General features: G+C 40.5%; 24 protein-coding genes. 12 read left to right on the forward strand and 12 right to left on the reverse strand.

Annotation, left to right across the window (positions count from 1 at the left end; translation table 11 throughout):
* Nucleotides 1-107 precede the first annotated feature (107 nt).
* The 7 genes from LG273_RS16280 to galU form a co-directional block, all read right to left on the reverse strand.
* The gene (locus tag LG273_RS16280) at nucleotides 108-884 is read right to left on the reverse strand and encodes a glycosyltransferase family 2 protein (protein ID WP_404455573.1); all 777 of its coding nucleotides are present in this window, start codon (nucleotides 882-884) and stop codon (nucleotides 108-110) included.
* A complete protein-coding gene (locus LG273_RS16285) occupies nucleotides 877-2,028 on the reverse strand; it encodes a glycosyltransferase (protein WP_404455576.1) in 1,152 nt (383 codons plus the stop codon). Before LG273_RS16285 ends, LG273_RS16280 begins: the two co-directional genes overlap by 8 nt.
* 26 nt (nucleotides 2,029-2,054) lie before the next feature.
* Nucleotides 2,055-3,179 (reverse strand): glycosyltransferase, encoded by a 1,125-nt coding sequence (locus LG273_RS16290; RefSeq protein WP_404455579.1) that lies wholly within the window; start codon nucleotides 3,177-3,179, stop codon nucleotides 2,055-2,057.
* Nucleotides 3,180-3,235: 56 nt separating this feature from the next.
* Nucleotides 3,236-3,580 carry a hypothetical protein gene (locus LG273_RS16295; protein WP_404455582.1) on the reverse strand — a complete coding sequence of 115 codons (345 nt, stop codon included), beginning with the start codon at nucleotides 3,578-3,580 and terminating at the stop codon, nucleotides 3,236-3,238.
* Nucleotides 3,577-4,083, reverse strand: a complete 507-nt coding sequence (locus LG273_RS16300) for a hypothetical protein (RefSeq protein WP_404455585.1) — start codon at nucleotides 4,081-4,083, stop codon at nucleotides 3,577-3,579. The genes LG273_RS16295 and LG273_RS16300 overlap by 4 nt, the downstream gene beginning before the upstream one ends.
* Before the next feature lie 161 nt (nucleotides 4,084-4,244).
* Nucleotides 4,245-5,555: a UDP-glucose dehydrogenase family protein gene (locus LG273_RS16305; RefSeq protein WP_404455588.1), complete on the reverse strand. Its 1,311-nt coding sequence runs from the start codon at nucleotides 5,553-5,555 to the stop codon at nucleotides 4,245-4,247.
* A gap of 12 nt (nucleotides 5,556-5,567) precedes the next feature.
* Nucleotides 5,568-6,455, reverse strand: a complete 888-nt coding sequence (galU, locus tag LG273_RS16310) for a UTP--glucose-1-phosphate uridylyltransferase GalU (protein ID WP_379561621.1) — start codon at nucleotides 6,453-6,455, stop codon at nucleotides 5,568-5,570.
* Between the two features lie 211 nt (nucleotides 6,456-6,666).
* Here galU and LG273_RS16315 point away from each other — a divergent pair, with 211 nt between their 5' ends.
* A complete protein-coding gene (locus tag LG273_RS16315; protein WP_404455591.1) occupies nucleotides 6,667-7,980 on the forward strand; it encodes a nucleotide sugar dehydrogenase in 1,314 nt (437 codons plus the stop codon).
* A gap of 67 nt (nucleotides 7,981-8,047) precedes the next feature.
* Here the strand turns inward: LG273_RS16315 and LG273_RS16320 are convergent, their stop codons facing one another.
* Nucleotides 8,048-9,508, reverse strand: coding sequence for an APC family permease (locus tag LG273_RS16320; protein ID WP_404455594.1), 1,461 nt, complete (start codon nucleotides 9,506-9,508; stop codon nucleotides 8,048-8,050).
* 547 nt (nucleotides 9,509-10,055) lie between these two features.
* On the opposite strand from LG273_RS16320, the gene LG273_RS16325 reads away from it, so the two are divergent.
* Both LG273_RS16325 and LG273_RS16330 read left to right on the forward strand, forming a co-directional pair.
* The gene (locus LG273_RS16325; RefSeq protein WP_404455597.1) at nucleotides 10,056-10,271 is read left to right on the forward strand and encodes a hypothetical protein; all 216 of its coding nucleotides are present in this window, start codon (nucleotides 10,056-10,058) and stop codon (nucleotides 10,269-10,271) included.
* Nucleotides 10,244-10,744, forward strand: a complete 501-nt coding sequence (locus tag LG273_RS16330; RefSeq protein ID WP_404455600.1) for a hypothetical protein — start codon at nucleotides 10,244-10,246, stop codon at nucleotides 10,742-10,744. Before LG273_RS16325 ends, LG273_RS16330 begins: the two co-directional genes overlap by 28 nt.
* Here LG273_RS16330 and LG273_RS16335 read toward each other — a convergent pair.
* Together LG273_RS16335 and LG273_RS16340 are read right to left on the reverse strand one after the other, a co-directional pair.
* A complete protein-coding gene (locus LG273_RS16335; protein ID WP_404455603.1) occupies nucleotides 10,687-14,454 on the reverse strand; it encodes a S8 family serine peptidase in 3,768 nt (1,255 codons plus the stop codon). The two genes, LG273_RS16330 and LG273_RS16335, sit on opposite strands and share 58 nt — an antisense overlap.
* A 357-nt stretch (nucleotides 14,455-14,811) precedes the next feature.
* A complete protein-coding gene (locus tag LG273_RS16340; protein ID WP_404455606.1) occupies nucleotides 14,812-15,366 on the reverse strand; it encodes a TetR/AcrR family transcriptional regulator in 555 nt (184 codons plus the stop codon).
* A 392-nt stretch (nucleotides 15,367-15,758) separates the two neighbouring features.
* Here LG273_RS16340 and LG273_RS16345 point away from each other — a divergent pair, with 392 nt between their 5' ends.
* Both LG273_RS16345 and LG273_RS16350 read left to right on the forward strand, forming a co-directional pair.
* A complete protein-coding gene (locus LG273_RS16345) occupies nucleotides 15,759-17,264 on the forward strand; it encodes a BCCT family transporter (protein ID WP_404455609.1) in 1,506 nt (501 codons plus the stop codon).
* Nucleotides 17,265-17,379: 115 nt separating this feature from the next.
* Nucleotides 17,380-17,652: a hypothetical protein gene (locus tag LG273_RS16350; RefSeq protein WP_404455612.1), complete on the forward strand. Its 273-nt coding sequence runs from the start codon at nucleotides 17,380-17,382 to the stop codon at nucleotides 17,650-17,652.
* Between the two features lie 187 nt (nucleotides 17,653-17,839).
* Here LG273_RS16350 and gndA read toward each other — a convergent pair whose 3' ends face one another.
* Together gndA and LG273_RS16360 are read right to left on the reverse strand one after the other, a co-directional pair.
* Complete coding sequence (gndA, locus tag LG273_RS16355) at nucleotides 17,840-19,249, reverse strand: NADP-dependent phosphogluconate dehydrogenase (RefSeq protein ID WP_404455615.1); 1,410 nt, start codon at nucleotides 19,247-19,249, stop codon at nucleotides 17,840-17,842.
* A gap of 126 nt (nucleotides 19,250-19,375) precedes the next feature.
* Complete coding sequence (locus LG273_RS16360) at nucleotides 19,376-20,455, reverse strand: glycosyltransferase family 4 protein (RefSeq protein ID WP_404455618.1); 1,080 nt, start codon at nucleotides 20,453-20,455, stop codon at nucleotides 19,376-19,378.
* Nucleotides 20,456-20,768: 313 nt separating this feature from the next.
* On the opposite strand from LG273_RS16360, the gene LG273_RS16365 reads away from it, so the two are divergent.
* The 7 genes from LG273_RS16365 to gvpO all read left to right on the forward strand — a co-directional run bounded on the left by LG273_RS16365 (nucleotide 20,769) and on the right by gvpO (nucleotide 23,696).
* On the forward strand, nucleotides 20,769-21,170 hold the full coding sequence (locus LG273_RS16365; protein WP_379560661.1) for a hypothetical protein: 402 nt from the start codon (nucleotides 20,769-20,771) through the stop codon (nucleotides 21,168-21,170).
* A gap of 84 nt (nucleotides 21,171-21,254) precedes the next feature.
* The gene (locus LG273_RS16370; RefSeq protein ID WP_404455621.1) at nucleotides 21,255-21,431 is read left to right on the forward strand and encodes a general stress protein; all 177 of its coding nucleotides are present in this window, start codon (nucleotides 21,255-21,257) and stop codon (nucleotides 21,429-21,431) included.
* On the forward strand, nucleotides 21,416-21,601 hold the full coding sequence (locus LG273_RS16375; RefSeq protein WP_404459574.1) for a hypothetical protein: 186 nt from the start codon (nucleotides 21,416-21,418) through the stop codon (nucleotides 21,599-21,601). The genes LG273_RS16370 and LG273_RS16375 overlap by 16 nt, the downstream gene beginning before the upstream one ends.
* A gap of 308 nt (nucleotides 21,602-21,909) precedes the next feature.
* Nucleotides 21,910-22,371, forward strand: coding sequence for a GvpT/GvpP family gas vesicle accessory protein (gene gvpT / locus LG273_RS16380; RefSeq protein ID WP_404455624.1), 462 nt, complete (start codon nucleotides 21,910-21,912; stop codon nucleotides 22,369-22,371).
* An 11-nt stretch (nucleotides 22,372-22,382) separates the two neighbouring features.
* A complete protein-coding gene (gene gvpQ, locus LG273_RS16385; protein ID WP_404455627.1) occupies nucleotides 22,383-22,865 on the forward strand; it encodes a gas vesicle protein GvpQ in 483 nt (160 codons plus the stop codon).
* A gap of 24 nt (nucleotides 22,866-22,889) precedes the next feature.
* Nucleotides 22,890-23,150, forward strand: coding sequence for a gas vesicle protein GvpJ (gvpJ, locus tag LG273_RS16390; protein ID WP_379560665.1), 261 nt, complete (start codon nucleotides 22,890-22,892; stop codon nucleotides 23,148-23,150).
* Nucleotides 23,151-23,432: 282 nt separating this feature from the next.
* Nucleotides 23,433-23,696, forward strand: a complete 264-nt coding sequence (gene gvpO, locus LG273_RS16395; RefSeq protein ID WP_379560666.1) for a gas vesicle protein GvpO — start codon at nucleotides 23,433-23,435, stop codon at nucleotides 23,694-23,696.
* Nucleotide 23,697: the final 1 nt, after the last annotated feature.

Consider the following 23,697-nt stretch of genomic DNA (forward strand, 5'->3'; position numbering starts at 1 on the left):
CAATGTTAATCACACCGCCTGCAAAATTATAATAGCCATGATTATAATTTTTAAATTAATAAGTATTTATTTCAGTATTTGTAGCGACATATAAAGGTTAAATAGGCTTAACCCATTCGCTTCCGATAAATAATTTGTCTAACAGAATTAATAGCATAGTTCACAAAGTACCAAATAGCTTTCCATAAAGGTTGAGCCTCGATATACCGGTAAACATGCCAGTTACGCTTTGCTGCTTTAATTTTATTACTGGAAATAGAGTTTTCCACGAGCCGGTATTTGGCAAGCACTTCTGGCATACCGTAAGCAAGATGCCCGCGTTTTACAATATGAAGCCAGTACACATAGTCCTGTCTTGTTCTTATATTATACATCTTTAGGTCGCCAATTTTTTCTTTATCAAGCATAACAGTAAGGCAGCCCATTACACAATGCTTCATCAATTGGTTATAGTTTACCTTTTCAGGTGCTTTCGATGTCGCATTTGTTAAGGTTCCATCCTCTCTCATCCACACATATTTCGTAAATGAAAAGGCAATATCTTTTTCCTGCATAAAGGCTACCTGGTGCTCCAATTTTTCTGGCATCCACAGGTCGTCACTGTCTAAAAAGGCAATATACTTACCCTTTGCCAGATCCATTGCTGTATTACGCGCAATAGCAGATCCACTGTTTTCTTCAAGCACAAACAGCTTAATTCTGTCATCTGTTTTACTAATTTCTGTCACAATCTCAACAGTATTATCCTGTGAACAATCATCGACAATGACCATTTCCCAGTTCGTATAGGTTTGCTGCTGAACAGACTGAATTGTTTCCCTAATGAATCTTTCTGCATTATACGAAGGGGTAATAACAGAGATTAAAGGTGTTTGCTTATCCATCGATATCCCTGCCTCTACCTTGACTTAATAGTTGATCGTACCATGATACCAGTTTATCTGCTTGGCTGTCCCAATTCAATTCCAATTTTACCGCTTGTTTTCCTTTTTCCCCCATCTGCTTCGCCACTTCAGGGTTGGTCCGTAAGTATTCGATCGCATCATTAATCTCCGTTTCGTTAAATGGATCGACGGTAATTCCACATTCATATCTTTCAATGAATTCCTCCCATACCGGGAAGTTGGAACAAATAACAGGAAGGCCTGCCGCCATGTATTCAAAGAACTTTGTCAGCTCTTTCTTTTTATAATGTTCGGTTGGGGGGAAAAGGGCGATTCCTGCAAGCCACCGCTTACTCGTGTATGCATCCTCAATTGCTTCTTTTTCCACGAAGGTATCAATGCCCTTAAAGGATAGCTTGGATGCATGCTCCCCAGCCACCTTGTTCATTTCCTCCGCCAATTCTCTAGGGCATTTTCCAATAAAATGAACTTTTATATGGTGATTAATGCTCGGGATTTTGGCATGCTCCAATGCTCCACGGACATGTGATACATTTCCTGTATAAAGTAATTCATCCTGTGGCGTTTCATCACCTTGGTTGGCGTTCAGTAATTTATCATTAATGGTGGGATAATTTAAAATCTTGGTTCCAGATGGATAAAAATCCTGGTAATATTTTTCCGCAAGACAAAGCTCCATGTTTCGAGCAAAGAATTTTTCCATATATCGATACGCAAAAGCAATTGCCTTTTTTAAAGGCTTGGGCAAATAATCCTTTTGCAGAATACTTGTAATATAGTCTTCATGAATGTCATAGATCACGACATTATTTTTATTCTTTAGTAACCAGCCTACTGGTAATAATTCCGGATCATGGAAATGATAGACGTCTGCCTTTAAACTTTTCGCTTTCTTGTAGGCTTCCATTGAGCCTAACACCATACGCTTAAGTCTGCTGCCGTACGTCTTCACTGGTATATGATTAATTTCTCGGTTTTCTTTCGCTTCTATAGGTGCCTTTTGGGCGATAAGGGCTACCTCATAGCCAGCTTTTTGTAAGGATGTGCATTCTTTATGGTAAATTCTTGGGTCATATGGATGATGGACAGTAGTTAGATGAACAACCCGACCAGAACGAGGCATCCGTCACACTCCCTCTTTTTTCATAATTAATTCTTAGGTTCTAACACATTTTCAAATACTGCTTCGTATTGCTTTACAATTTTTTCTGCAGCAAACTGCTGTGCACGCTCATATCCGCTTTGCACAATTTGTTCTCTTGAAGCCTGATCAATAGTCAGGATGTCGACGATCTTGTCAGCCATTTCCGTTGCATCTCCCACTGAACACATGGAGCCGTATTTGCCATTGTCCAATACTTCCTGGGCACCTGGCTTACAGTCTGTCGAGACAATTGGTGTTCCCACTGCAAGTGCTTCTCCAAGCACATGGCCAAAACCTTCTCGTTTCGAAGAGAGCACAAATACATCAGACTTCTTTAAAAAGAAATAAGGGTTCTTTTGAAATCCAATAAAATGGACACTGTCTGCAACCCCTAAGCTGCTCGCTTTTTGTTTTAACGTTTGTTCAAGCTCTCCCTCGCCCATTATGATTAAACGGGACGCCACGTTTTCTTTCACCTTTGCAAAAGCCTCTAGCAATGTCACATGATCTTTATCATCTACTAGCCTTCCAGCCGTTACAATTGTTTTTGTATCATCGGTGAACAAGCCGGCTTCCTCGGCAATTGGTTCGGCACGCTCTGCTGCTGCTTCAATTCCTTCAATATCAATCGGATTATATATGACATTAATGTTTCGATCTTTAACGTTATATCTTTTTACTATGTTAGCCTTTACACCTTCGGATAATGCAATGACGCGTGAAGAGAATCCGTAAAGCATTCCATAGAGTTTTAATTTCGCATCTGTTTTTGGGTCGCCACCGAGATAGGCGGCTTCTCTTACGACATTTTTTGCTTTCGTGAAAGAAAATAATCTAGCTAAAATAGCAATCGTATTATAATTCGGGATTGTACTAAAAACTATGTCTGCCTTTTCTTTGCGAATTAACTTCGCCAAAGGAAAAATAGCTGACCGTAAACGCTTCGTATCAAGCTTTATAAACCGAATATCTTCTTTTAGATAACTTTCATAATCTGCCTCATAATCTAGTGTGACAAGCAACGGTGAAAACTTTTGTCGATCTAGGTTATTAATAATATTTAAAAACGTCCTGGCTGCACCACCAGACCCCATTCGATAGATAAAAAAAACAACTTTTATTTGCTTCATAATCAGCCATCCTTCAAGAATTGCCAGTATATAAAAATTAAAATAACAATATAAAATTATACCATAGTACCTCTGATAAATAAATTATCAAAATATGTTGAGAGCGACGCAAGGAGCATCCCATTCGACCGTGGGGGATGGGGTATAGACCAGAGGGGCATTTCTATCAACCACGGGGGCTGGACTATCAACCATGGGGGCTTTCCTATCGACCGCGGGGGCTGCTTAATCAACCAGGCAGGCTTTCCTATCGACCATGATCCTTGCTCAATCAACCACACGGACTTTCCTATCGACCGCGAGGACTGGGCTATCAACCATGGGGGCTTTCCTATCGACCATGATCCTTGCTCAATCAACCACGCGGGCTCCTCTATCGACCACGATTCCTGCTTAATCAACCACATGAGCCTCCTATCGACCACGATCCCGGCTCTATCAACCACGCGCGCTTCCCTATCAACCGCGACCCCGGCTCTATCAACCACACGAGCCTCCCTATCGACCTCGATCCCGGCTTAATCAACCACATGAGCTTCCCTATCGACCACGATCCCTGCTTAATCAACCACACAGGCTTCCCTATCGACCACGACCCCGGCTTAATCAACCACACAGGCTTCCCTATCGACCACGATCCCTGCTTAATCAACCACACGGGCCTCCCTATCGACCACGATCCCTGCTCTATCAACCAAACAGGCTTCCCTATCAACCGCGACCCCGGCTCTATCAACCACGCGGGCTTCCCTATCGGACACGATCTCCACCCAATCAACCACACGAGCCTCCCTATCGACCACGATCCCTGCTCAATCAACCACGCAGCCTTTCCTATCAACCACGATCCCCGTGCAATCAACCACGCGCGCTTCCCTATCAACCACACGCCCTGCTCAATCAACCATTAAAAGGAGACCCCGCGCTACAGGTGAATAGGTACCCAGTTTCTCTCAAGGTTTATATAAAACTAAATTAAAATTCTATGTAAACAATAAGCCGGACATAATCGAATTGTCCGGCTACTGTATCACTACTATTTTATTTGTTAAATTGGAATTTCATTTACGCATCATTTTCCACAGGTCTTCCGATAGAATGGTATTCTACGTCTGTTCCGGCGACTTGATCGATAGTAAAGCAATTTCTGCCATCAAATAGAACGGCATTTTTCATATATTTTTTATATGCCGAGAGTGGGAATTCTTTTATCACATCCCATTCCGTAAGAATAATGGCCAAATCAGCCTCTGTTATGGCTGACTCTATATCTTTTACATATTCTATTTTGTTAGACAGCACTTTCTTAGCATTATCCATTGCTACCGGATCATAGGCACGAAGCGTAGCACCTTTTTCCAGTAAACGCTCTGTGATATGAATGGAAGGTGCATCCCGCATGTCATCGGTATTTGGTTTAAAGGCAAGCCCGAGCACTGCAACCTGTTTTCCGGAAAGATCAGGATACTGCTCGATTACTTTTTCCGCAATGATACCACGCTGTTTGTTGTTGACGTTAATGACACTTTCCAACAAAGGCATCGTGTAATCAACTTCTTTACCTATGGAAATCAGGGCGTTCGTATCCTTTGGAAAACAGGATCCTCCAAAGCCTGCACCTGCATTTAGAAATGCTCTTCCTATCCGCTTATCCATGCCCATTCCATCCGCAACAAGGTCCACATTAGCTCCTACTCGTTCAGATAGATTCGCTATTTCATTTATAAAACTAATTTTCGTTGCTAAGAAGGCATTGGAAGCATACTTAATCATCTCGGCACTTTTTAAATCTGTTTGTACGATCGGCAGGTTAAAGGGAGCATTTACTTCTGCGATGGCACGTAAAGCTTCCGGACTGTCCGACCCAATCACGATTCGATCACCATTAAATGTATCGTATACTGCTGAGCCTTGTCGCAAAAATTCCGGATTGGAAACAATCTCCACCTTTATACCAGCTGCTAGCTTGTCCTCTATTCTATTTTTTATATGGGAGTTCGTTCCTACTGGCACTGTACTTTTCGTAACCATAATAACATCGTTTTGAAGTGTTTCCGCTATGGAATCACAGGCTTTGTGAATATAAGTAAGATCTGCTGATCCGTCTTCACCTTGTGGTGTACCTACAGCGAGATAAACAATATCTTTTCCTTGTAAGCCTTGTTGATAACTGGAAGTAAACGCAAGATTTCCACCATCGAGGTTCTTTTGGATAAGTTCTGTTAGTCCTTCTTCATAAATAGGACTAATTCCTTTGTTAAGCGTTTCCACCTTTTCTTTGTCCACATCAATACACGTAACCTGATGACCAATTTCCGCTAAAGTTACACCTGTTACGAGACCGACATATCCTGTTCCAATTACTGCAATTTTCATTTGATGACACCTCTATTTTCTTCCTAAGTCAGACAATTTCGCTTCCATATATGCTTGTACGTCTTCTTTTAAATCATTACGGCGTAAGGCAAAGTCAATCGTTGCTTTGATAAAGCCTAATTTCCCGCCAATATCATGTCGTATTCCCGCAAAATTATACGAGAACACTGGTTCAATTTCATTTAGCTTTTCGATTGCATCTGTCAGTTGTATCTCCCCATCTTTTCCTGGAGCTTGCTTATGAAGAATGTCGAATATACGCGGAGTTAATACATATCTTCCCATTATAGCAAGATTGGACGGCGCATCCTCAATTGAAGGCTTTTCAACTAAGGAGGCGATGCGACGTACAGCATTTGTATAATCTTCATTGCTTAAAGGTTCGATAATCCCGTATTTAGACAGATCTTCCTCTGGGACCTGCTGCACCCCAACAACAGAATGCTGGTGTTCAGCGAAAACGTCCAGTAACTGGCCTAAGCAAGGCTGTTCTGATTCGACTATGTCGTCCCCTAATAATACCGCAAAGGGTTCATTGCCGACGAAACGTTCTGCACATAAAATGGCGTGTCCTAAGCCGTTTGGTTCCCGTTGTCTAATATAATGGATATTGGCCAATTTCGAGATTTTCTGCACCATTTCCAACTGTTCTGTTTTTTGCTTTTTCGCTAACGTTTCTTCGAGCTCATAGGATATATCAAAATGATCCTCAATTGCTCTTTTTCCTCTACCAGAAACAATCATAATATCTTCTATACCCGAAGCAACTGCCTCTTCTACAATATATTGAATGGTTGGTTTATCTACTATTGGCAGCATTTCTTTAGGTTGTGCTTTTGTAGCAGGCAAAAATCTCGTACCTAACCCAGCTGCGGGAATGATCGCCTTTTTTACCTTCATTTCAATGTCTCCTTTATCTTTAAAAGGTAGCTATTCATAGAGCTATTTCATTATGGTAAGTTTATCATATGCTGTATAGCAGTCCAATTTTTACCCCAAAATAATCGTAATAGCTTTCGTAAAGTTGTATAATATAGGTATCTTGCCGTTAATTATTCAAAAGACATAAATTGATTGCCTAAATGGTGATGAAAGAAGGAAGGTTATTAGTATGAGTTTATTTACTAGAATCCAAAACAAAGAAGAGAAAATATCAGTGATCGGGCTAGGGTATGTAGGCTTGCCTCTAGCTGTTGAATTTGCTAAAAAATATGATGTTGTTGGTTACGATATAAGTGAGGAAAAACTAACTCAATATCGTAACGGGCATGATGTTACGGATGAAGTTGGGGATGACATGATTCGTCAAACGCCAATGACCTTCACGAGCAATGAAGAAGATTTAAAGGCTTGTAAATTTCATGTAGTTGCTGTCCCAACTCCTATAAATACAGATAAAACACCAAACCTCAACCCAGTTATCGGAGCGAGTGAAACAGTTGGGAGGAACCTTACAAAAGGCTCTTACGTCATTTATGAATCCACTGTCTATCCAGGAACAACGGAAGAGGTATGTATTCCTATTTTAGAAAAGGTATCAGGCCTTAAATATGGTGAGGACTTTAAAGTTGGCTACTCACCCGAACGGATTAATCCTGGTGATAAAATAAATACCCTTACAAAAATTGTTAAAATCGTATCTGGTTCTGATAAGGAAGCACTCAAAGAGATCTCCGCTGTTTATGGCTCTATTATTGAAGCAGGCATTCATGAAGCAGAGTCTATTAAAGTAGCTGAAGCTGCTAAAGTAATTGAAAACTCTCAGCGTGATATAAATATCGCCTTCATGAACGAGTTATCCATGGTATTTAACAAAATGGAAATCGATACAAATGCCGTTCTTCGTGCAGCAGGCACAAAATGGAACTTTCTGAAGTTTACGCCAGGTCTTGTTGGCGGCCATTGCATTGGTGTTGATCCATACTATTTCACGTACAAAGCAGAACAGCTTGGATATCATTCACAGATCATTCTATCCGGCCGTAAAATTAATGATGATATGGGGAAATACATTGCAAGCAATATCATAAAGAAAATGATCACTACAAAGCAAAACATTGATGGTGCAAAAATTGCTATTCTCGGTATTACGTTTAAAGAAAATGTTGGCGATGTAAGAAACACGAAAATCATTGATATTATTAATGAATTGAAAGATTACGGGGTAGAAGTTCTAGTACATGACCCTGTTGCCGAAACCGAAGCTGTTAAAGGAGAGTTTGGAATCGACTTGGTGAAACAAGATGAGCTTAAAGATCTTGATTGTGTCGTATTCGCGGTTCCACATGAAGAGCTTAAGAAAAGCTATGATTTAGATGCTCTTTCTACTCTATACAAACACGATAAAAAAGTTCTTATTGACGTGAAAAGCATTTTCAACCGTGAAGAATCGGAAGAAAAAGGATTTACTTACTGGAGTTTGTAAAAAGTTATCAAAAAACGCATTCCTTATCATAGGAATGCGTTTTTTTATTCTTAGAAGAAGCTTTGGATCATGTTCGATTTTTCGCTTCAATTTCTTTCGACCCAAGAATGAGGTAATTAAGCTCTTCTTTTGGAATTTTATTAAATTCTGTGCGTTTAATCAGGTAAAAGATTAGACCTAATCCAACCCATGCACCTAACGCAATTCGAGATTCTACCCCAAGAAACGCCGGGGAACCAGGAATCAGAAGCAAGCCAAGGAATACTAAACTTGAAAGCATCCCAATTGCAGAAATCATTTTCTTCATTGGGGAGATTACATGCTTCCGCTCATCAAAATCCGCATTCTTTTTCGTTTTAAATAAAGAGAATGCTGTGTAACAAGTGTAGAAATAAGCAATTGTTACCCCAACAGATGACATATCAACAACCCACAGAAGTGCTTCTCGCCCAAACCATGGGGCAAGCATCGATACAATTACCGTGAAGATAATCCCCACATAAGGTGTTTTGTGCTTCGGATGCAACTTAGAAAATGCTTCCGGCAAAATTTTCGCACGAGACATGGCGAAAAGTAATCGACTTGAGGAGATAATAAAGCCATTAAGTCCGGTAAACACACCCATAGTTAAAGCAGTTACCACTAGAACAAGCCCCATCGTCCCTAACAGATCTTCAATTGCAGCACCAGTTCCCCATACATGGGATTCAGAGACAAGCCCTTCCCATGGACGAATCATGGCTGTTGCAAGGATCATTAAACTATATAAAACCGCCGCAAAGAAAATGGCCAAAATAATTAATGAAAATGCTTTTTTGGAAGAGAAATGGAATTCCTCTGCCGCCTGTGGCACATTATCAAACCCAACATATGCCCATGGTGCAATTGCTACGATTGAGATAATTGCAGCAAAAGCTGTTGTGTCACCAGGAAAGAATGGTTGAACATTAGATAGTCCAGCTCCTGGTTGTCCTCCTACCATAAAGGTGATAGTCACAATACTAAGAATCATAATGGTACAAAAAACAAATTGCATACGTCCAGATATACCACTGCCTTTAACGTTAAAATATCCAAATGCACCTAAGGCCACGGAAGCAATAATTATTTCCATTCCGTAAACATCCCAGCCTGCAATTTGATATAAATGAAGATTTTCTATTAGAGCAGGAAATACAAATTTAAACATTAAAGCAAACGCTGAAGCATTTAAAGCCACGATACATATGTAACCAAGTGTTAAAAACCAGCCGCTGATAAATGCGTGCGTCCTTCCAAGACTAATGAATGCGTAGGCAAACTCACCACCGGATACCGGGAAACTCTTAATAAGAAACCCATAACTTACAGCAATTAACATCATTAAAATTGCCCCGATTCCAAATCCGAGAATAACTCCCATTGGCCCTGCCGTTGACATCCAAGTTGTAGGTTGTACAAATGCACCCCAACCGATTGATGAACCAAGAGCAATTGCCCACACCCAATGCGCCTTCAAAGACTTCTTCAGTGTCGTTCTCTCTTCCATAATTGGTCTCCTTATATGTTTTTTAGCAGTTGAAGTTTTCACTGCCATTTAAAAAATTATACCAAAGATATATTCCCTAATCTAATTTGAGTTAAACAAGCATGGCAAGGGATTTACTATTATTTTTGGGTATTTTCCTTTAGGGTTTTCGAAATGATAAATTATAAGTGATTTTAAATTATTTTGCTTGGATTTGGAGCTATACCCTTCATAATATTGGTAATTACTTTAATACTGCAAACTGAATTGCCCTGGGTTGGATTTGTAGAGGGAAGCTTCGTCGATAGAAGAGTGAGATGCGGTTGATTGCACACATCCTTTGGTCGATTGGGAACCCAGTTTGGTTGATTGCACAGCCCTCTTGGTTGATGGGGAATCAGATTGGTTGATTGCACACTACCCTTGGTCGATTGGGAACCTTGATTGGTTGCTTGCACAGACCTCTTGGTCGATTGGGAATCAGATTGGTTGATTGCACAGCCCTCTTGGTCGATTGGGAACCCAGTTTGGTTGATTGCACAGCCCTCTTGGTTGATGGGGAATCAGATTGGTTGATTGCACACATCCCTTGGTCGATTGGGTATCCAGACGGGTTGATTGCACACCCCCATGGTCGATTGGGAATCCGGATTGGTTGATTGCACACATCCCTTGGTCGATTGGGTATCCAGTTTGGTTGATTGCACACATCCCTTGGTCGATTGGGTATCCAGTTTGGTTGATTGCACAGCCCTCTTGGTCGATTGGAAATCAGACGGGTTGATTGCACAACCCTCTTGGTCGATTGGGAACCCAGTTTGGTTGATTGCGCACTACCCTTGGTCGATTGGGTATCCAGGTTGGTTGATTGCACAGCCCTCTTGGTCGATTGGGAACCCAGTTTGGTTGATTGCGCACTACCCTTGGTCGATTGGGTATCCAGTTTGGTTGATTGCACAGCCCTCTTGGTCGATTGGGTATCCGAATTGGTTGATTACACACATCCCTTGGTCGATTGGGTACCCGTATTGGTTGATTACACACACCCAATGCTCGATGAATCTCACCCCCTGGTTAATTAACCAGCTAAAAAATTCAATTGACCAATTGAACTACAACTCACCTTTAAGCCTCCGCCTGCTCCTTCCCCCCCAAACAAAAAGCCAGCATCCCATCAGATGCTGGCTCTCCTCATTTCCTTATCCAAAAATACTCCAAAGCTTACCAATGAAGGAGAAGAGTCGTTCAAAGATATAGCCTACAAAATCATGCTCATTATCTTCTTCCTCTTTATCCTCTTCTTGCTCTTTCTTAGCTTGCTTTGTAATAACTACCTCTTCCACTGTCTCATGACCAGCAAGATCGACTACTTTAAATTCGAAAACATTTTCGCCCTCTTCTAGGTTCAGCTCAATGTCTTCTATTTTCTCTTTAAAGCGTTTCTTGCCATATGGTGTGGACAAGTCATGGCTAAAGACGTGATTTCCATTTACATAGAAATTAATGTCATCAAAGTTGTCCTTAATCGTTGCCGACACATTAACGGTGTCTTTTTTCGTTTTCTTTGGTGCTTTCACTTTAACTGTCGCTGCTTGTGTATCAACAAAGTATCTTCTGCCGATCTCTGTTTCATTTCCGGCATTATCTACTGCTTTAATGTGACGGAAATAGAAATCGTCTTTTTTATGTGACAGGGTAAGTGTGAAGTCATAACGATCTTCTTCTTCGTTATAAACAAGCTCTGCTTTTTCCCCATCAACTGTAACTTCCTTCACACCTGAAGCATCTGTTACATAGCCAGAGAAGAGTACTTCTTTGGAATCGAACGCTTCTAAAAATTCAGGTGTAAGGACATGCAAATCAGGTACTGTTTCATCAGCAGGCTCTTCAACTACTGCTTCTTCCTCCTGCTCATTTCCTGCATAGTCTGTTGCTACAACGGATACGGTGCTCTCTGGATCAAAGTCTGTTAGCTCATGCTCTGTTACATCTTCAGTATAAGGCTCTTCTAGCACAGACTCACCGTCTACCAACACATCCCATGTAGCTAATCCACTACCTTCTCCATCATTTACCGCAACGGTTAAGACTTCACCATCTTCATCAATCGTTGCGTCCACTTCTGGAGAAGCTGTGTCAAGAACTACTGGCAAATCTAATGTTTGCCACTCGGCATCTTCATAATCTATTACTCCAGCAACCTGCAAGTAGTATTGACCATCCTCTGCTAGCTTGTTGTTAATTTTTCCATCCCATGCCCTGTCTGCTGACAAGGAATATTCAGGGGAACGTCCTCCGTCATAATAGTTTTTACGTAAATCAGACTCCAAGCGAATGGTTCTTACAACCTTCTTATCCTCATCAAGAACATTAAATTTAGCTTCTTTCGCATTCCTTAAGAAGGATAGGATCATTAAAGCATCGTCCTGAACTCCGTCACCATTTGGTGAGAAAGCAATTTTTTCAGGGTCAAATTCTCCGGATACTAAGTTTTCACCAAGAAAACCATAACTGTCATCCCCTGTATTGGTAGCTACCCCTGTCATACCATAGAATGAGCTTGCATCCCATAATGGTGTATCAAAGATTGGTGCATCATCCCAAGAACCTTTAAACCCAACATAAGGCACTGTTAAATCAGGATTGGTATCTGTCGGATCTGTAAAGCTAACGAAACCTTCTACCCAATATCCATTCGTAAATATTTCAGCAAGAGAAGCATCCACACTGCTTAAGTCAATGCTTACTTCAACGGTATTTTGTCCGTTCGCTGGCACTTCAACAGTAGCAGAAGAACCGCCATTTACGGTTGTAATCTCCCCAAGGTCATATCCTCCGAACATATTCGGTGCAGTTACAAGTACACCGCCACCATCCACTGGTGTATCTGTTTGCGCATTAGCTGAGACATCATACGTTACAGTTTCATCCGAATAGTTTTCTGCCGTTAATTCAAATGTCACTTGGTTTTCCTTAATTTCTTTTAACGCTACTTTTGCTTCATTTGATGCTGACTCTGTCACGACAACTGGTGTAGATAATGCAGCATGGATCTGCATTAATCCAGCACCCTGACGACGTGGAGATACAGGAGCCCCATCAAAGTCAACTGGCTTAGATGTATTTAGCATTAAGTTTTTCGCTTGATTTACACGATTTGCATTTCCATAGCCAAACTCCTCGTCCACACGTTGAAGCACAAGTGCACTTCCACCTGATACATGTGGTGCTGCCATGGACGTTCCACTCATTAGGCCGTATTGTCCATCATTTAATGTGGAAAGAATTTGACCACCTGGTGCTGTGATTTCTGGTTTGAAATCAAGGTTAGGAGTTAATCCCCATGAAGAAAAAGCACTCATCTTTCCAGCATCTGTGTTTTCCATCTTTGTCTTTTCTCCGTTAAATGCTATCGTTACTGCTTGTCCATTTTCAGCCGCTTCCGCCAGCCTGTCCCCATCACTTTTTAGCATAAACAAATACGGTATTGTGATGGATGGATCTGATGCCATATTTACGATTCCATCTGTGTTATTGTAAACAATAACCCCTACTGCTCCTGCGTTCTGTGCGTTAAGTGCTTTTTCTGTAAAAGCAAGCTCCCCGCGTTGAATTAATGCATATTTTCCTGTGAAATCTTTACCTTCGAAGTCTTCTGGATGACCAAGTCCGGCTGTAAGAATTTCAATGGCCTCTCCATCGGTTGAAGGTGAGGTATCACCAGCAGAAAAGAACGCCGCACTTCCTGTTTCTCCGTCAATGCTATACTGTAGTGCATCGACGTCCATAAAGGTGTTTTCATATGATGCTACTTGTGTCGAATCATTTGCCACACCCGGCGAACCACTTACACCATAATCAGGGTTTGATGCATATGGATAAAAGAAACCATCTCCAAACATTGCGGAGTTACCAGCAGAGATGGACATTAAAATTCCGTTATCTACTGCACGAGATACAGCACGTTGTTCAGGTGAGTCCGCATCCACATACCCTGATGGTGAACCAAGACTCATGTTCAAGACATCTGCACCAAGCTTAATCGAATCATCGATTGCTTTAATGTAAATATCCCCATAAGTTGTTTGTAGTTCTGGATCATTACCGAAAACTTTTAACGCAAGCAATTGCGCTTCTGGTGCGATCCCAAGAATACCACCATTGTCCTCGTCACCATTTGCCGCAACGGTCCCACCTACATGCATCCCGTGATAGCTTGCTCCACTATGGATTTCCCGTACTTCATCGTTTTCATCCATATAGTTATAGCCATATGGTACTTTTTCTGTATAATACTTTCCTGGCAGGTCCTCATTATTAATTGTGTCCTCAACAAATTCTTCTGTTAGGCCACCTTCTACTTCCTCTGATAGGACCATGTCCTGGTGGGTGTAGTCAATACCGGTATCAATAATCCCGACTACCATGCCTTCCCCTTTATAGCCATAATCACGCCAAGCTTTTTGTGCTTCGACGAGTTCTTTACTATATTTCATTTCCGGTTTAACCTTTGGTTGTTCATACTCGGTCACAATGGAAACACTTTTTACATCTGGAAGCTCTTTGATAAGCTCCAGATCGCCCTGTTTCACTTCGGCACTAAACCCATTGACGACGGTTGTAAACTCTTGTAAGTATTTTGCTTCTACTTTCTTTTCTTTCATTTCATCTTTTACTGCTTTTTGCTGTGCTTTAGCAGCTTTGGTTAAATTCTTTTTCTCTGATTCAGCCATTTTATTGAACATAATGCCACGCTTTGTTGCTTTTTCAATAGGGGCTTCGTCATCCATCTCTACAATGACGCGAACTTCCTTGTCTGGATCCTCTGTTTCTTTCATTTCCGTAGTCTTAGGCTTGTCCTTTTTCTTAGCACTCTGTGGCAATGTCTTCTCCGCTGCACTTACCATTGCAAAATTACTAAAAACTAATAATACCGCTAAAAAAATAATGGCAACTTTATTACGCATTTCTCTCCCCCTCTAATTTTTGTTTAACTAAGTTAAATATTCCTCCTTCTCTGAATGTTTCGTGACATAATATTCAGATATTAATATCATACAAAAAATAAAACTATTGGAATAGCGCCAATAGTCCCGGGTAAATAGATCTGTTTTTTCCACTAATTACTAATTTTAGAAAGGTGAAACTCTAAATCAAGTATAAAAGAGGACCGCTATACGTAAGCCTCCTTACGGGCGAAATCCTCCTATACCAAGGTTATATCGTTTGTATTTGTTCAAGTTGCTAGAAGAATCTCTTTTTTTTCTTCCAGAACTGTTTTCTAGTCAAACAAGCCTATTTTTTATTTTAATTCCAACCATCCATTAAGAGGATTGTTGCACAAGAATTTCTGCCATCGCAATGGAATATTCCGTTGCCTTCTCGGCTCCTATAAGCGTAGTCATAGAGGTCGTGCCTTCCAGCAACAACGTAATCTGGTTCGCTAAGTCCTCTTTATTGTCCTTTCCTTTGTTATGAGCCAATTGCTGAAAGTAATGAAGCAGTTTCGCTTTATGACCTCTGGCAATATTCTCGATCTCATTATCGGTACCCGCATAGTCTTCAATGGCTCTTAAAAACATATCCCCTTTGTAGGATTGCTCTTTTAACCAGAGACCATGGGCTTCAACAGCAAGAATGAAAGGAGAACTGGAGTCTTTTTCCACATGTGAATCTAAATAAGACCAATAACGTTCTTCTCGCTGTCTTAAAACTGCCTCAACCAAATTATCTTTTGATGGAAAATGGTTATAAAGGGTCATGGTTGCCACATTGGCTTCACTAATAATTTGCTTTAACCCTACACCCCGAAAGCCGTACTCATAGAATAAGCGTTCGGCAACGTTGAGCAAGATATCTTTTTTTGTAGATCGACTCATAACTTAAATTTCTCCTTCATTAAAATAGACCAACATTAGGTTATAGATTACCAACATCCTCCTCAGATAGTCAAACCATTTCTGCGTGCATTTAGATTCCAGACTAATTCTTTTTTTCTTTAAAATGTAAGCGATACACCCCTAAGCACTTCACTGCTGAAAGCATTTATAGTTTTTATCGTTTGTATTAAACGTACAGTTTTATTTGTTTATAAAGGTTGATTCATTCAATATATTTATGTTAAAACTAGAAAGGGCGTTCTATATAGCTGTTTTATAAAGGGAACAATCGTGAGACGAAAACTGTGTGATTAACTTTTATAAAAAATGCCTCACTTAGCTATACTATATACTGTTTTTATTTTAGGTTTTGAAAGGAGAAGGAATTGTTTATGGGTAAAGTTGGACAGGTCTTTTGGATATCATTACTTATATCCGCTGTATTTGTGTTATGGGGTGTACTGGCACCATCAAATCTAGAAAATATTACATCACAAGCACAAAACTTTTTGACGGCAAATTTCGGATGGTTTTATATTGTTACGGTCTCTGTTTTTCTAATCTTTTCTATCTACTTGATCTTTAGCCGTTTTGGAAAAATGCGCTTAGGTAAAAAAGGTGATAAACCAGAATATAATAAAGTTACTTGGTTTGCCATGTTATTCGGTGCTGGTATGGGAATCGGTATTATCTTCTGGGGAGCTGCCGAACCTTTAACTCACTATGCTGCCCCTCCTGAGGCGGATCCAGAAACCGTGGAAGCAGCTAAAAATGCACTTCGCTACTCTGTATTTCACTGGGGATTACACACATGGGCGATCTACACAGTCATCGCACTTTCTATCGCTTACTTTAAATTTAAAAGAGGTGCACCAGGGCTTATTAGTGCAACTTTCGAGCCAGTACTAGGTGTGCGAACGAAGGGCTGGATCGGTAAAACGATCGATATCATCGCTGTATTTGCTACCATTTTTGGTGTTGCTACATCACTTGGATTAGGAGCATCCCAAATTAGTGGTGGATTATCCTTTGTGTCAGGTATAGAAAATAACTTTAATACACAACTCATTATAATTGGTGTTGTGACGGTATTATTTATGATTTCTGCTTGGTCAGGAATTAGTAAAGGAATTAAGTACTTAAGTAATACGAACCTTATATTAGCTGCGTTATTACTGATTTTAACTTTAATTATAGGACCAACCGGATTTATACTAAATACGTTTATCTCCACAGTCGGATCCTATGTTGAATCATTACCAGCTTTAAGCTTTCAAACCGGCTCATTTGATGAAGATTTTAATGGCTGGGTTCAAAGCTGGACTGTCTTCTATTGGGCATGGTTTATCGCATGGTCTCCATTTGTCGGAACCTTTATTGCACGTATCTCCAAAGGAAGAACAATTCGCGAATTTGTAATCGGCGTACTCTTCCTTCCAAGTATTGTTTGTGCACTATGGTTCGTCGTATTTGGAGGATCAGCATTATTCCAAGAACTCAACGGCGTTACAGATGGACTAACAGGTCTAGCACAAGAGGAAACATTGTTTGCCTTGTTTGAATCATTCCCATATGCATCTGTATTGATTGTCGTAGCCATCTTGTTAATCACTACCTTCTTCATTACGTCTGCTGACTCAGCAACCTTCGTTCTGGGTATGCAAACGACAAACGGTAGTCTTAACCCACCTAATAAAATTAAAATGACATGGGGAGTTATTCAAGCGGCAACAGCTGCAGTATTACTTGCAACAGGCGGACTAAATGCCTTACAGACCGCCTCGATCGTCTCGGCGTTTCCATTCGCCTTTATCTTACTGTTTATGATGGTATCCTTACTCAAAGCATTGAATGAGGATTATTATAAAGAGAAAAGTATAAGTGATCGTAAGAAGTAACAGATTCTAAGTTAAGTTAGCGGCATTATGAAAAGTTGAAGGCCTATTATCATTCGAAATGCTATCTTCGTTTAATAATAGGCCTTTTGATTTTGTGAGTTAGCGTGGGGTGTGGTTGATTGGATTGTGGTTGTGGTTGATTGAACTGCAATCTTGGTTGATGGCTCTGCATCTTTGGTTGATTGAACTTCAATCTTGGTTGATGGCTCTGCAACTTTGGTTGATTGACCTGCAATCTTGGTTGATGGCTCTGCAACTTTGGTTGATTGAACTGCAATCTCGGTCGATGGCTCTGCAACACCGGTTGATTGATAAACAATCTCGGTCGATTACGCTGCAACAACGGTCGATTGATCAACAATCTCGGTCGATTACGCTGCACCATTGATCAAACAGCTCTCAAGGTTGACTAAACTACGGAATTGGTTACATTAATTTCACGTCCAATCTCATAAAGTGAAACTTCATTTGGTGGGTTCCTTACTGCCAATTAAGTCGGGATAAATTGCAAAATGAAAAACCCGGCTACTGCAGACTTAAGCAGTAGCCGGGTTTTTAGTTTAAACTATCCAAGCTTAAAACCAGCTATGGTGAAATACGCCTTCTTTATCTTTTCGTTCAAAAGTATGGGCACCGAAGTAATCACGCTGTGCTTGGATTAGATTTGCAGGTAAGTCTTCACTACGGTAGCTGTCATAGTATGCAACTGCACTAGAAAGTGTCGGAACAGCAATACCATTTTTAATTGCCACAGCTACAACCTCGCGAAGTGCTGACTGGTAGCCTTCAACGATCTCTTTAAAATATGGATCAAGCAGCAGGTTTTTTAGTTCAGGATCGCGATCATAAGCTTCTTTAATTTTTTGCAAAAAGTGTGCACGAATAATACAGCCTCCACGCCAGATCATGGCGATATCTCCGTATTTTAAGTCCCATCCATTTTCTTCAGATTGGGCACGCATTTGCGCAAAACCTTGTGCGTATGAACAAATTTTACTCATGTACAGTGCTTTGCGAATTGCTTCAATAAGCTCTTTCTTATCTCCGTCATAAGCCTTTGGTACAGGTCCGGATAGAACGCCGCTTGCATGAACCCGTTCTTCTTTTAAAGAAGAAATGTAACGAGCAAATACAGACTCTGTAATTAATGGTAGTGGTACGCCTAAATCAAGGGCATTTTTACTTGTCCACTTTCCAGTACCTTTTTGTCCGGCTTTATCAAGGATGACATCTACCATTGGTTTTCCAGTCTCTTCATCTTTTTGCGTGAAGATATCTGCTGTAATTTCGATTAAGTAGCTGTCAAGCTCGCCTTTGTTCCATTCGGTAAATACTTCATGTAATTCCTCTGCTTCCAAGCCCAATACGTGCTTCAGAATGAAGTATGCTTCAGAGATTAATTGCATATCACCATATTCAATCCCGTTGTGCACCATTTTTACATAGTGCCCTGCTCCATCTGGTCCAATGTAAGTTGTACAGCTTTCCCCGTCTACTTTTGCTGCAATGGCTTCAAAGATTGGGGCAACCAAATCATAAGCTTCTTTTTGCCCACCAGGCATGATTGATGGGCCTTTCAATGCACCTTCTTCTCCACCTGATACGCCTGTACCGATGAAGTGAATGCCAGATTCGCTTAAGCTCTTATTCCTACGAATCGTATCTTCAAACAAGGTATTACCACCATCTATTAAAATGTCGCCTTTTTCTAAGTATGGTTTTAACGACTCAATTGTCGCATCTGTTGCTGGTCCTGCTTTCACCATCAACATAATTTTACGAGGCTTTTCCAATGATTGAACAAATTCTTCAATCGTGCTGCTTCCTACAAAGTTCTTTCCATTTGCTTCTTCCTTTAAAAATGCTTCGGTTTTCTCAGGAGAGCGGTTAAACACAGCAACCGAATATCCTCTACTTTCAATATTTAAGGCAAGGTTTTTTCCCATTACGGCCAAGCCAATAACGCCAATTTGCTGTTTTGCCATCTGAATTCCTTCTTTCCTACAAGATAAATTGATGTTACCTCTAGCATATACTACGCACATGGTGGAAGTCATCTATTCCACCTTTGCCAATCTATATTCTAAGTTGTACCTATTTTTCGTAATTATTCAACCATCAGAATTTCGTTTTTTCTTGAACAACTTTCCGAAATAATCAATGACAGGACGCTTTCCTCCCATGACAATGCCAGCTAGTTCAGCAAAAATATGTAAAAGCGTAAGTACAAACAGTGTAATGACAAAGGAGGTGGTAATCGTCGCATTTGAAAACAGAATCGCCATTCCGCCAAATAATGCGCTAAATCCGTAAATGATTAACACAGTTGTACGGTGGCTATAACCTGCATGTAGAATTTGATAATGAACATGCTTGTTATCTGCCATCATAATATTTTCCTTGTTATAAGCCCTTCGCACAATGGCAAAAAGGGTATCGAAAATAGGAACTGCCAGCACGATAACAGGGATGATAAATCCAAATAGCGCAACATTTTTAAACAACCCAAGCATCGACACAACAGCAATCATATAGCCGAGAAAGTTGGACCCAGAATCCCCCATGTAAATCTTGGCAGGGTAAAAGTTATGAAATAAAAAGCCCATGTTAGCGCCGATTAACACAATGCTTATATAAGCCACGATAAGCTGGACATCAATTAAAGCCATAATAAAAATGCTAATTAAGGCAATGGAAGTAACCCCTGTGGCAAGTCCGTCCAAGCCATCAATTAAATTAATGGCATTTGTAATCCCCACTACCCAAAGTACTGTTATAAGCACACTAACAAATCCCAGTTCCACTGTGCCGAATAGAGGCAAGGTTAGCTTCTCAATAATAAGGCCTGAGGAAACGAGGAATGAAGCAGCAATCAACTGACCGGTTAGCTTTATAACTGGTCTGATACTAAAACGATCATCTAATGCACCAGTTAGCAGAATGACTAACGCCCCAATTAGAATCTCTGGTAAATGGGGGTGACTAGGTTGCAAATAGAGTGCACCCAAAAAGGCACCAAGGAAAATGGCAATCCCGCCAAGTCTTGGTGTCACTTTCGTATGTACCTTCCGGTGGTTGGGGAAATCAACAGCCCCTATCCTTTTTGCAAAGGCTATAACAGGATAGGTTAATAACAGAGCTGAAATGGCTGCTATAAGAAACGCGATGATAAAGTCGACATAATTAATCATATATTTCTCCTATAAAGTGAAGCTTCATCTGGTGGAATTTTTCCCATACCAAATGTAAGGTGATCAAACCGGTCCTGCCCTGGCAAGTTACACTCTCACAAAAGTGAGGCCTTCCGCCAGTTAGGCCGGGATATTTCCTTATGACTGATATTCTAATACTTCTTCATAGAACTTTCCTAGATTATATCGAAAAATGTAAGTCACTAGCAAGCCTCATCTTTACGTTCCCCATCAAATGAAAACGAACTGTAAAAAACTGAAACATCCTTCCCCTTCATCCGTATAATGTAAAGAGTAAAGGAGGTGAAGCAACATGGCCTATTATTTTGTCGCTGCGGCAGCCCTGGCAGCTATTCCGCTACTTATCCTTTTTAAAGTATTAGTTAGTAAATTAAAGGAAAATCCAGAATCACTAGCAAACATCCAACAAAAATTCTTTATGGGTGTTGCAATTAGCGAAGCAATTCCGCTTTTATTAATTATATATGGTTACATAAATCTTGAACCCGTTGATTCTATACAAGAGCTGTATATCCCAGGCATCATTATTCTATTTATTATGGCATATGCTATTTTCTTTATTTTTCTGCAAAAAAACGTGGATGTGACACCAGAGGCTAAGCCGACTGTTCAGTCATTTACCTTCATTAGCATCGCTCTTGCTATGAGTGTTCCTATTATTGCACTCGTTTCGTTATTTATGATGGTGCCGTAAACTTCTTATTTAAATGATACCCTAATGGTTTGATAGTTGAAAAAGCCGGGTACCTCTTTACTAACCAAAAGGAGGGACCCTTTAATGGAACCTAAATTTAAAATTTACCATAATGACGAGCATTTAAACGAAGCGATTGATAAACTTCGCAATGACGGTGTACCGGACGATGAGATCTATATTCTATCTATAGATAATGATCATGATCAGATCGTAGAGCCCGAAAAGAAACGGATGCCAATAAAATTGGTGCTAAGGTAACTGGTGTTAGTACTGCCCTTAAAAATGTTTTCAAAGGGAAAGGAGACACCATTCGATCGAAGTTAAACGAAATCGGCTTTGATAAATCAAAATCAGAGCAATTAAAGGTCGAATTAGACAAAGGAAAAACCTTACTCGTTGTAACAAACCAGGAACAAATAGATATTTAAGTGGTTACAAGCCTACAGGAGAGAAATAACACTCCTGTAGGCTTTTTTGTTTTTTCTAAAGCCAAATCTCTTCTTTACACATTTTTACTGAAAATGTAACCAAACATTAAACTTTGTCATCTTTCCCTATACATCCTTTCTATCTGCCTATTTTTTATTTCAAACAGATAAGCAAAAAGAAATAATCCGTGAAATTTTTGGAAATTTAGTGAAATGAATCTTTAGTCCAGGTTTCAACCTCTTCCCTATTGGCTATAGCTTATTAATCTGTCAACAAATACATGTGATCCCCAGAAAGGAGTAAGCAAGTGTGTGACAAGGATAATCAATCATTACCAAGCCAACAAAAGACACCAAAACAACAGACGGTCGTCCCATATGCTCTTGCCGGAGGCTTAGTCGGGGCAAGTTTCGGCTATCTGGCCAGCCCGGAAAATGGGAAAAAGATCGTAAATCAGTTCAGTAGATCAACATTCGTCAGAGCGGCTGGAAGAGAAGTCATGCGAACAGCCCAAGATTTGTTAACAGAACAAGCAATGTTTGCATTACGACAGAGTGCGACTGGATATATGCAGAAATACGCAGGTAATAACGCAGCAAAAGATCAAGAGATGGCCTCAAATGACTTGGAAAATAACCAACATCATTTCCAGGAAAAATACGAGGAATTGAAAGAAGAAAATAAAGACCTGCAAGATAACTTGCAACGCATTGAGGAGAAATTAAACAAACTACTTGAGGTATCCAGTCAGAAAGGTGATTCCACTTAAGGGGGAATTGAATGGCAGAAATAGTCAAGAAAACAGCTAAAAAAGTTGCAAAAAAGGCCCTTGAGAAAACTCCAGATGCTATTGAAGACAAAGCAAAGGATAAAATGCAGGAAAAGGCCACGGAGTTGATGAAGGATAAAGTGGAAGAAAAGGCTCAAGCTCAGGCAAATACAGCTGCCGAGAAGCTTCAAAAAGCCAAGGAAGAAAATAGCAAGAAGGTTCACTCGCGAGCAGAAAAGGCAAAAGACAAAATGCAAGATAGCTTACTGGCGGTCCGGGATAAATTAAGTGACGCCAAGGAAGCTGGCGAGGAATTTCAAGAGAAAATTAGTGACGGAAACCGTTCAAGCAACAAACGAACCTTAAAAGGGCCGCAAGATATCAAAGGAGTTTCCAACATCAAAGGTATTAGTAATATCAAAAGTGTGGCAGATATCAAAAAAGCAAGTGACCTTAAGTCATCAAGTGAATTGAAAACATTAGGTTCAAAATAAACGTTTGCGAAAGGAGAATGAAAAATGGCAGTACAAAAGAGTACAGACAGTTCCAGCTTAGCAGAGGTTATTGACCGCATACTTGATAAAGGGATCGTCATTGACGCTTATGCACGAGTTTCTGTAGTAGGTATTGAAATACTGACGGTGGAAGCAAGAGTCGTAATTGCAAGTGTCGACACATGGTTACGTTATGCAGAAGCTGTTGGGCTCCTTCGAGATGATGTCGAAGAAGAAGGCCTGCCAGCACAGCAAAATGAGCGAGATGCCCAGTTTAGTATATAAGGATGCAAATTCAATTGGAGAACAGTAGGTGTATACCTACTGTCCTCCCCTATAGGAAAGGCGGAAGTGCCCGTTTAGAGACGTACGGACTGGACTGAGCCGTAGGAGATAAAGGAAACACGGCGACCGTAAAGAGCTGATGTTGACTTATCGTACGGAGGTGAGGGAAGTCGCGCTAGTCTCTGGGCGCTGAAGCTGGACGTGACTGTTGCTGTCTAAGAACAGTGCGTATACAGATTTTCATACTATCTTAACCTAATTAATAGGAGTTTGGAGGATGCAATGGCTATAAAAGAATTGATGGATAATGTTGCAGACTTTTTCCGAGATAATGTTGCCCCCCCTCACAAAATCACATCGGTTGAAAATGTGGAAGAAAATGGCTGGAGAGTAACGATTGAAGTGATCGAGGAAAAAGAGTACATGAAGAAATACGCCAAGGATGAAATGCTAGGTGTCTATGAAGTCTTTTTGAACGATGAAAAAGAGGTAACATCTTTTAAGCGTCTGGATATCCGCTACCGAAGTAAGATTGAAGGCGCATAGT

Source organism: Oceanobacillus kapialis (assembly GCF_044790185.1).
Lineage (GTDB): Bacteria > Bacillota > Bacilli > Bacillales > Amphibacillaceae > Oceanobacillus_B > Oceanobacillus_B kapialis.

Excerpts from the sequence above, each read along its gene's own strand:
- LG273_RS16345 (WP_404455609.1), top strand. The coding sequence starts at position 15,759 with ATGGGTAAAGTTGGACAGGTCTTTTGGATATCATTACTTATATCCGCT.
- LG273_RS16315 (WP_404455591.1), top strand. The coding sequence starts at position 6,667 with ATGAGTTTATTTACTAGAATCCAAAACAAAGAAGAGAAAATATCAGTG.
- LG273_RS16320 (WP_404455594.1), bottom strand. The coding sequence starts at position 9,508 with ATGGAAGAGAGAACGACACTGAAGAAGTCTTTGAAGGCGCATTGGGTG.
- gvpO (WP_379560666.1), top strand. The coding sequence starts at position 23,433 with ATGGCTATAAAAGAATTGATGGATAATGTTGCAGACTTTTTCCGAGAT.
- LG273_RS16305 (WP_404455588.1), bottom strand. The coding sequence starts at position 5,555 with ATGAAAATTGCAGTAATTGGAACAGGATATGTCGGTCTCGTAACAGGT.
- gndA (WP_404455615.1), bottom strand. The coding sequence starts at position 19,249 with ATGGCAAAACAGCAAATTGGCGTTATTGGCTTGGCCGTAATGGGAAAA.
- LG273_RS16290 (WP_404455579.1), bottom strand. The coding sequence starts at position 3,179 with ATGAAGCAAATAAAAGTTGTTTTTTTTATCTATCGAATGGGGTCTGGT.
- gvpQ (WP_404455627.1), top strand. The coding sequence starts at position 22,383 with ATGGCAGAAATAGTCAAGAAAACAGCTAAAAAAGTTGCAAAAAAGGCC.
- LG273_RS16365 (WP_379560661.1), top strand. The coding sequence starts at position 20,769 with ATGGCCTATTATTTTGTCGCTGCGGCAGCCCTGGCAGCTATTCCGCTA.
- LG273_RS16360 (WP_404455618.1), bottom strand. The coding sequence starts at position 20,455 with ATGATTAATTATGTCGACTTTATCATCGCGTTTCTTATAGCAGCCATT.
- LG273_RS16340 (WP_404455606.1), bottom strand. The coding sequence starts at position 15,366 with ATGAGTCGATCTACAAAAAAAGATATCTTGCTCAACGTTGCCGAACGC.
- gvpJ (WP_379560665.1), top strand. The coding sequence starts at position 22,890 with ATGGCAGTACAAAAGAGTACAGACAGTTCCAGCTTAGCAGAGGTTATT.
- LG273_RS16285 (WP_404455576.1), bottom strand. The coding sequence starts at position 2,028 with ATGCCTCGTTCTGGTCGGGTTGTTCATCTAACTACTGTCCATCATCCA.
- galU (WP_379561621.1), bottom strand. The coding sequence starts at position 6,455 with ATGAAGGTAAAAAAGGCGATCATTCCCGCAGCTGGGTTAGGTACGAGA.
- LG273_RS16370 (WP_404455621.1), top strand. The coding sequence starts at position 21,255 with ATGGAACCTAAATTTAAAATTTACCATAATGACGAGCATTTAAACGAA.
- LG273_RS16335 (WP_404455603.1), bottom strand. The coding sequence starts at position 14,454 with ATGCGTAATAAAGTTGCCATTATTTTTTTAGCGGTATTATTAGTTTTT.
- LG273_RS16280 (WP_404455573.1), bottom strand. The coding sequence starts at position 884 with ATGGATAAGCAAACACCTTTAATCTCTGTTATTACCCCTTCGTATAAT.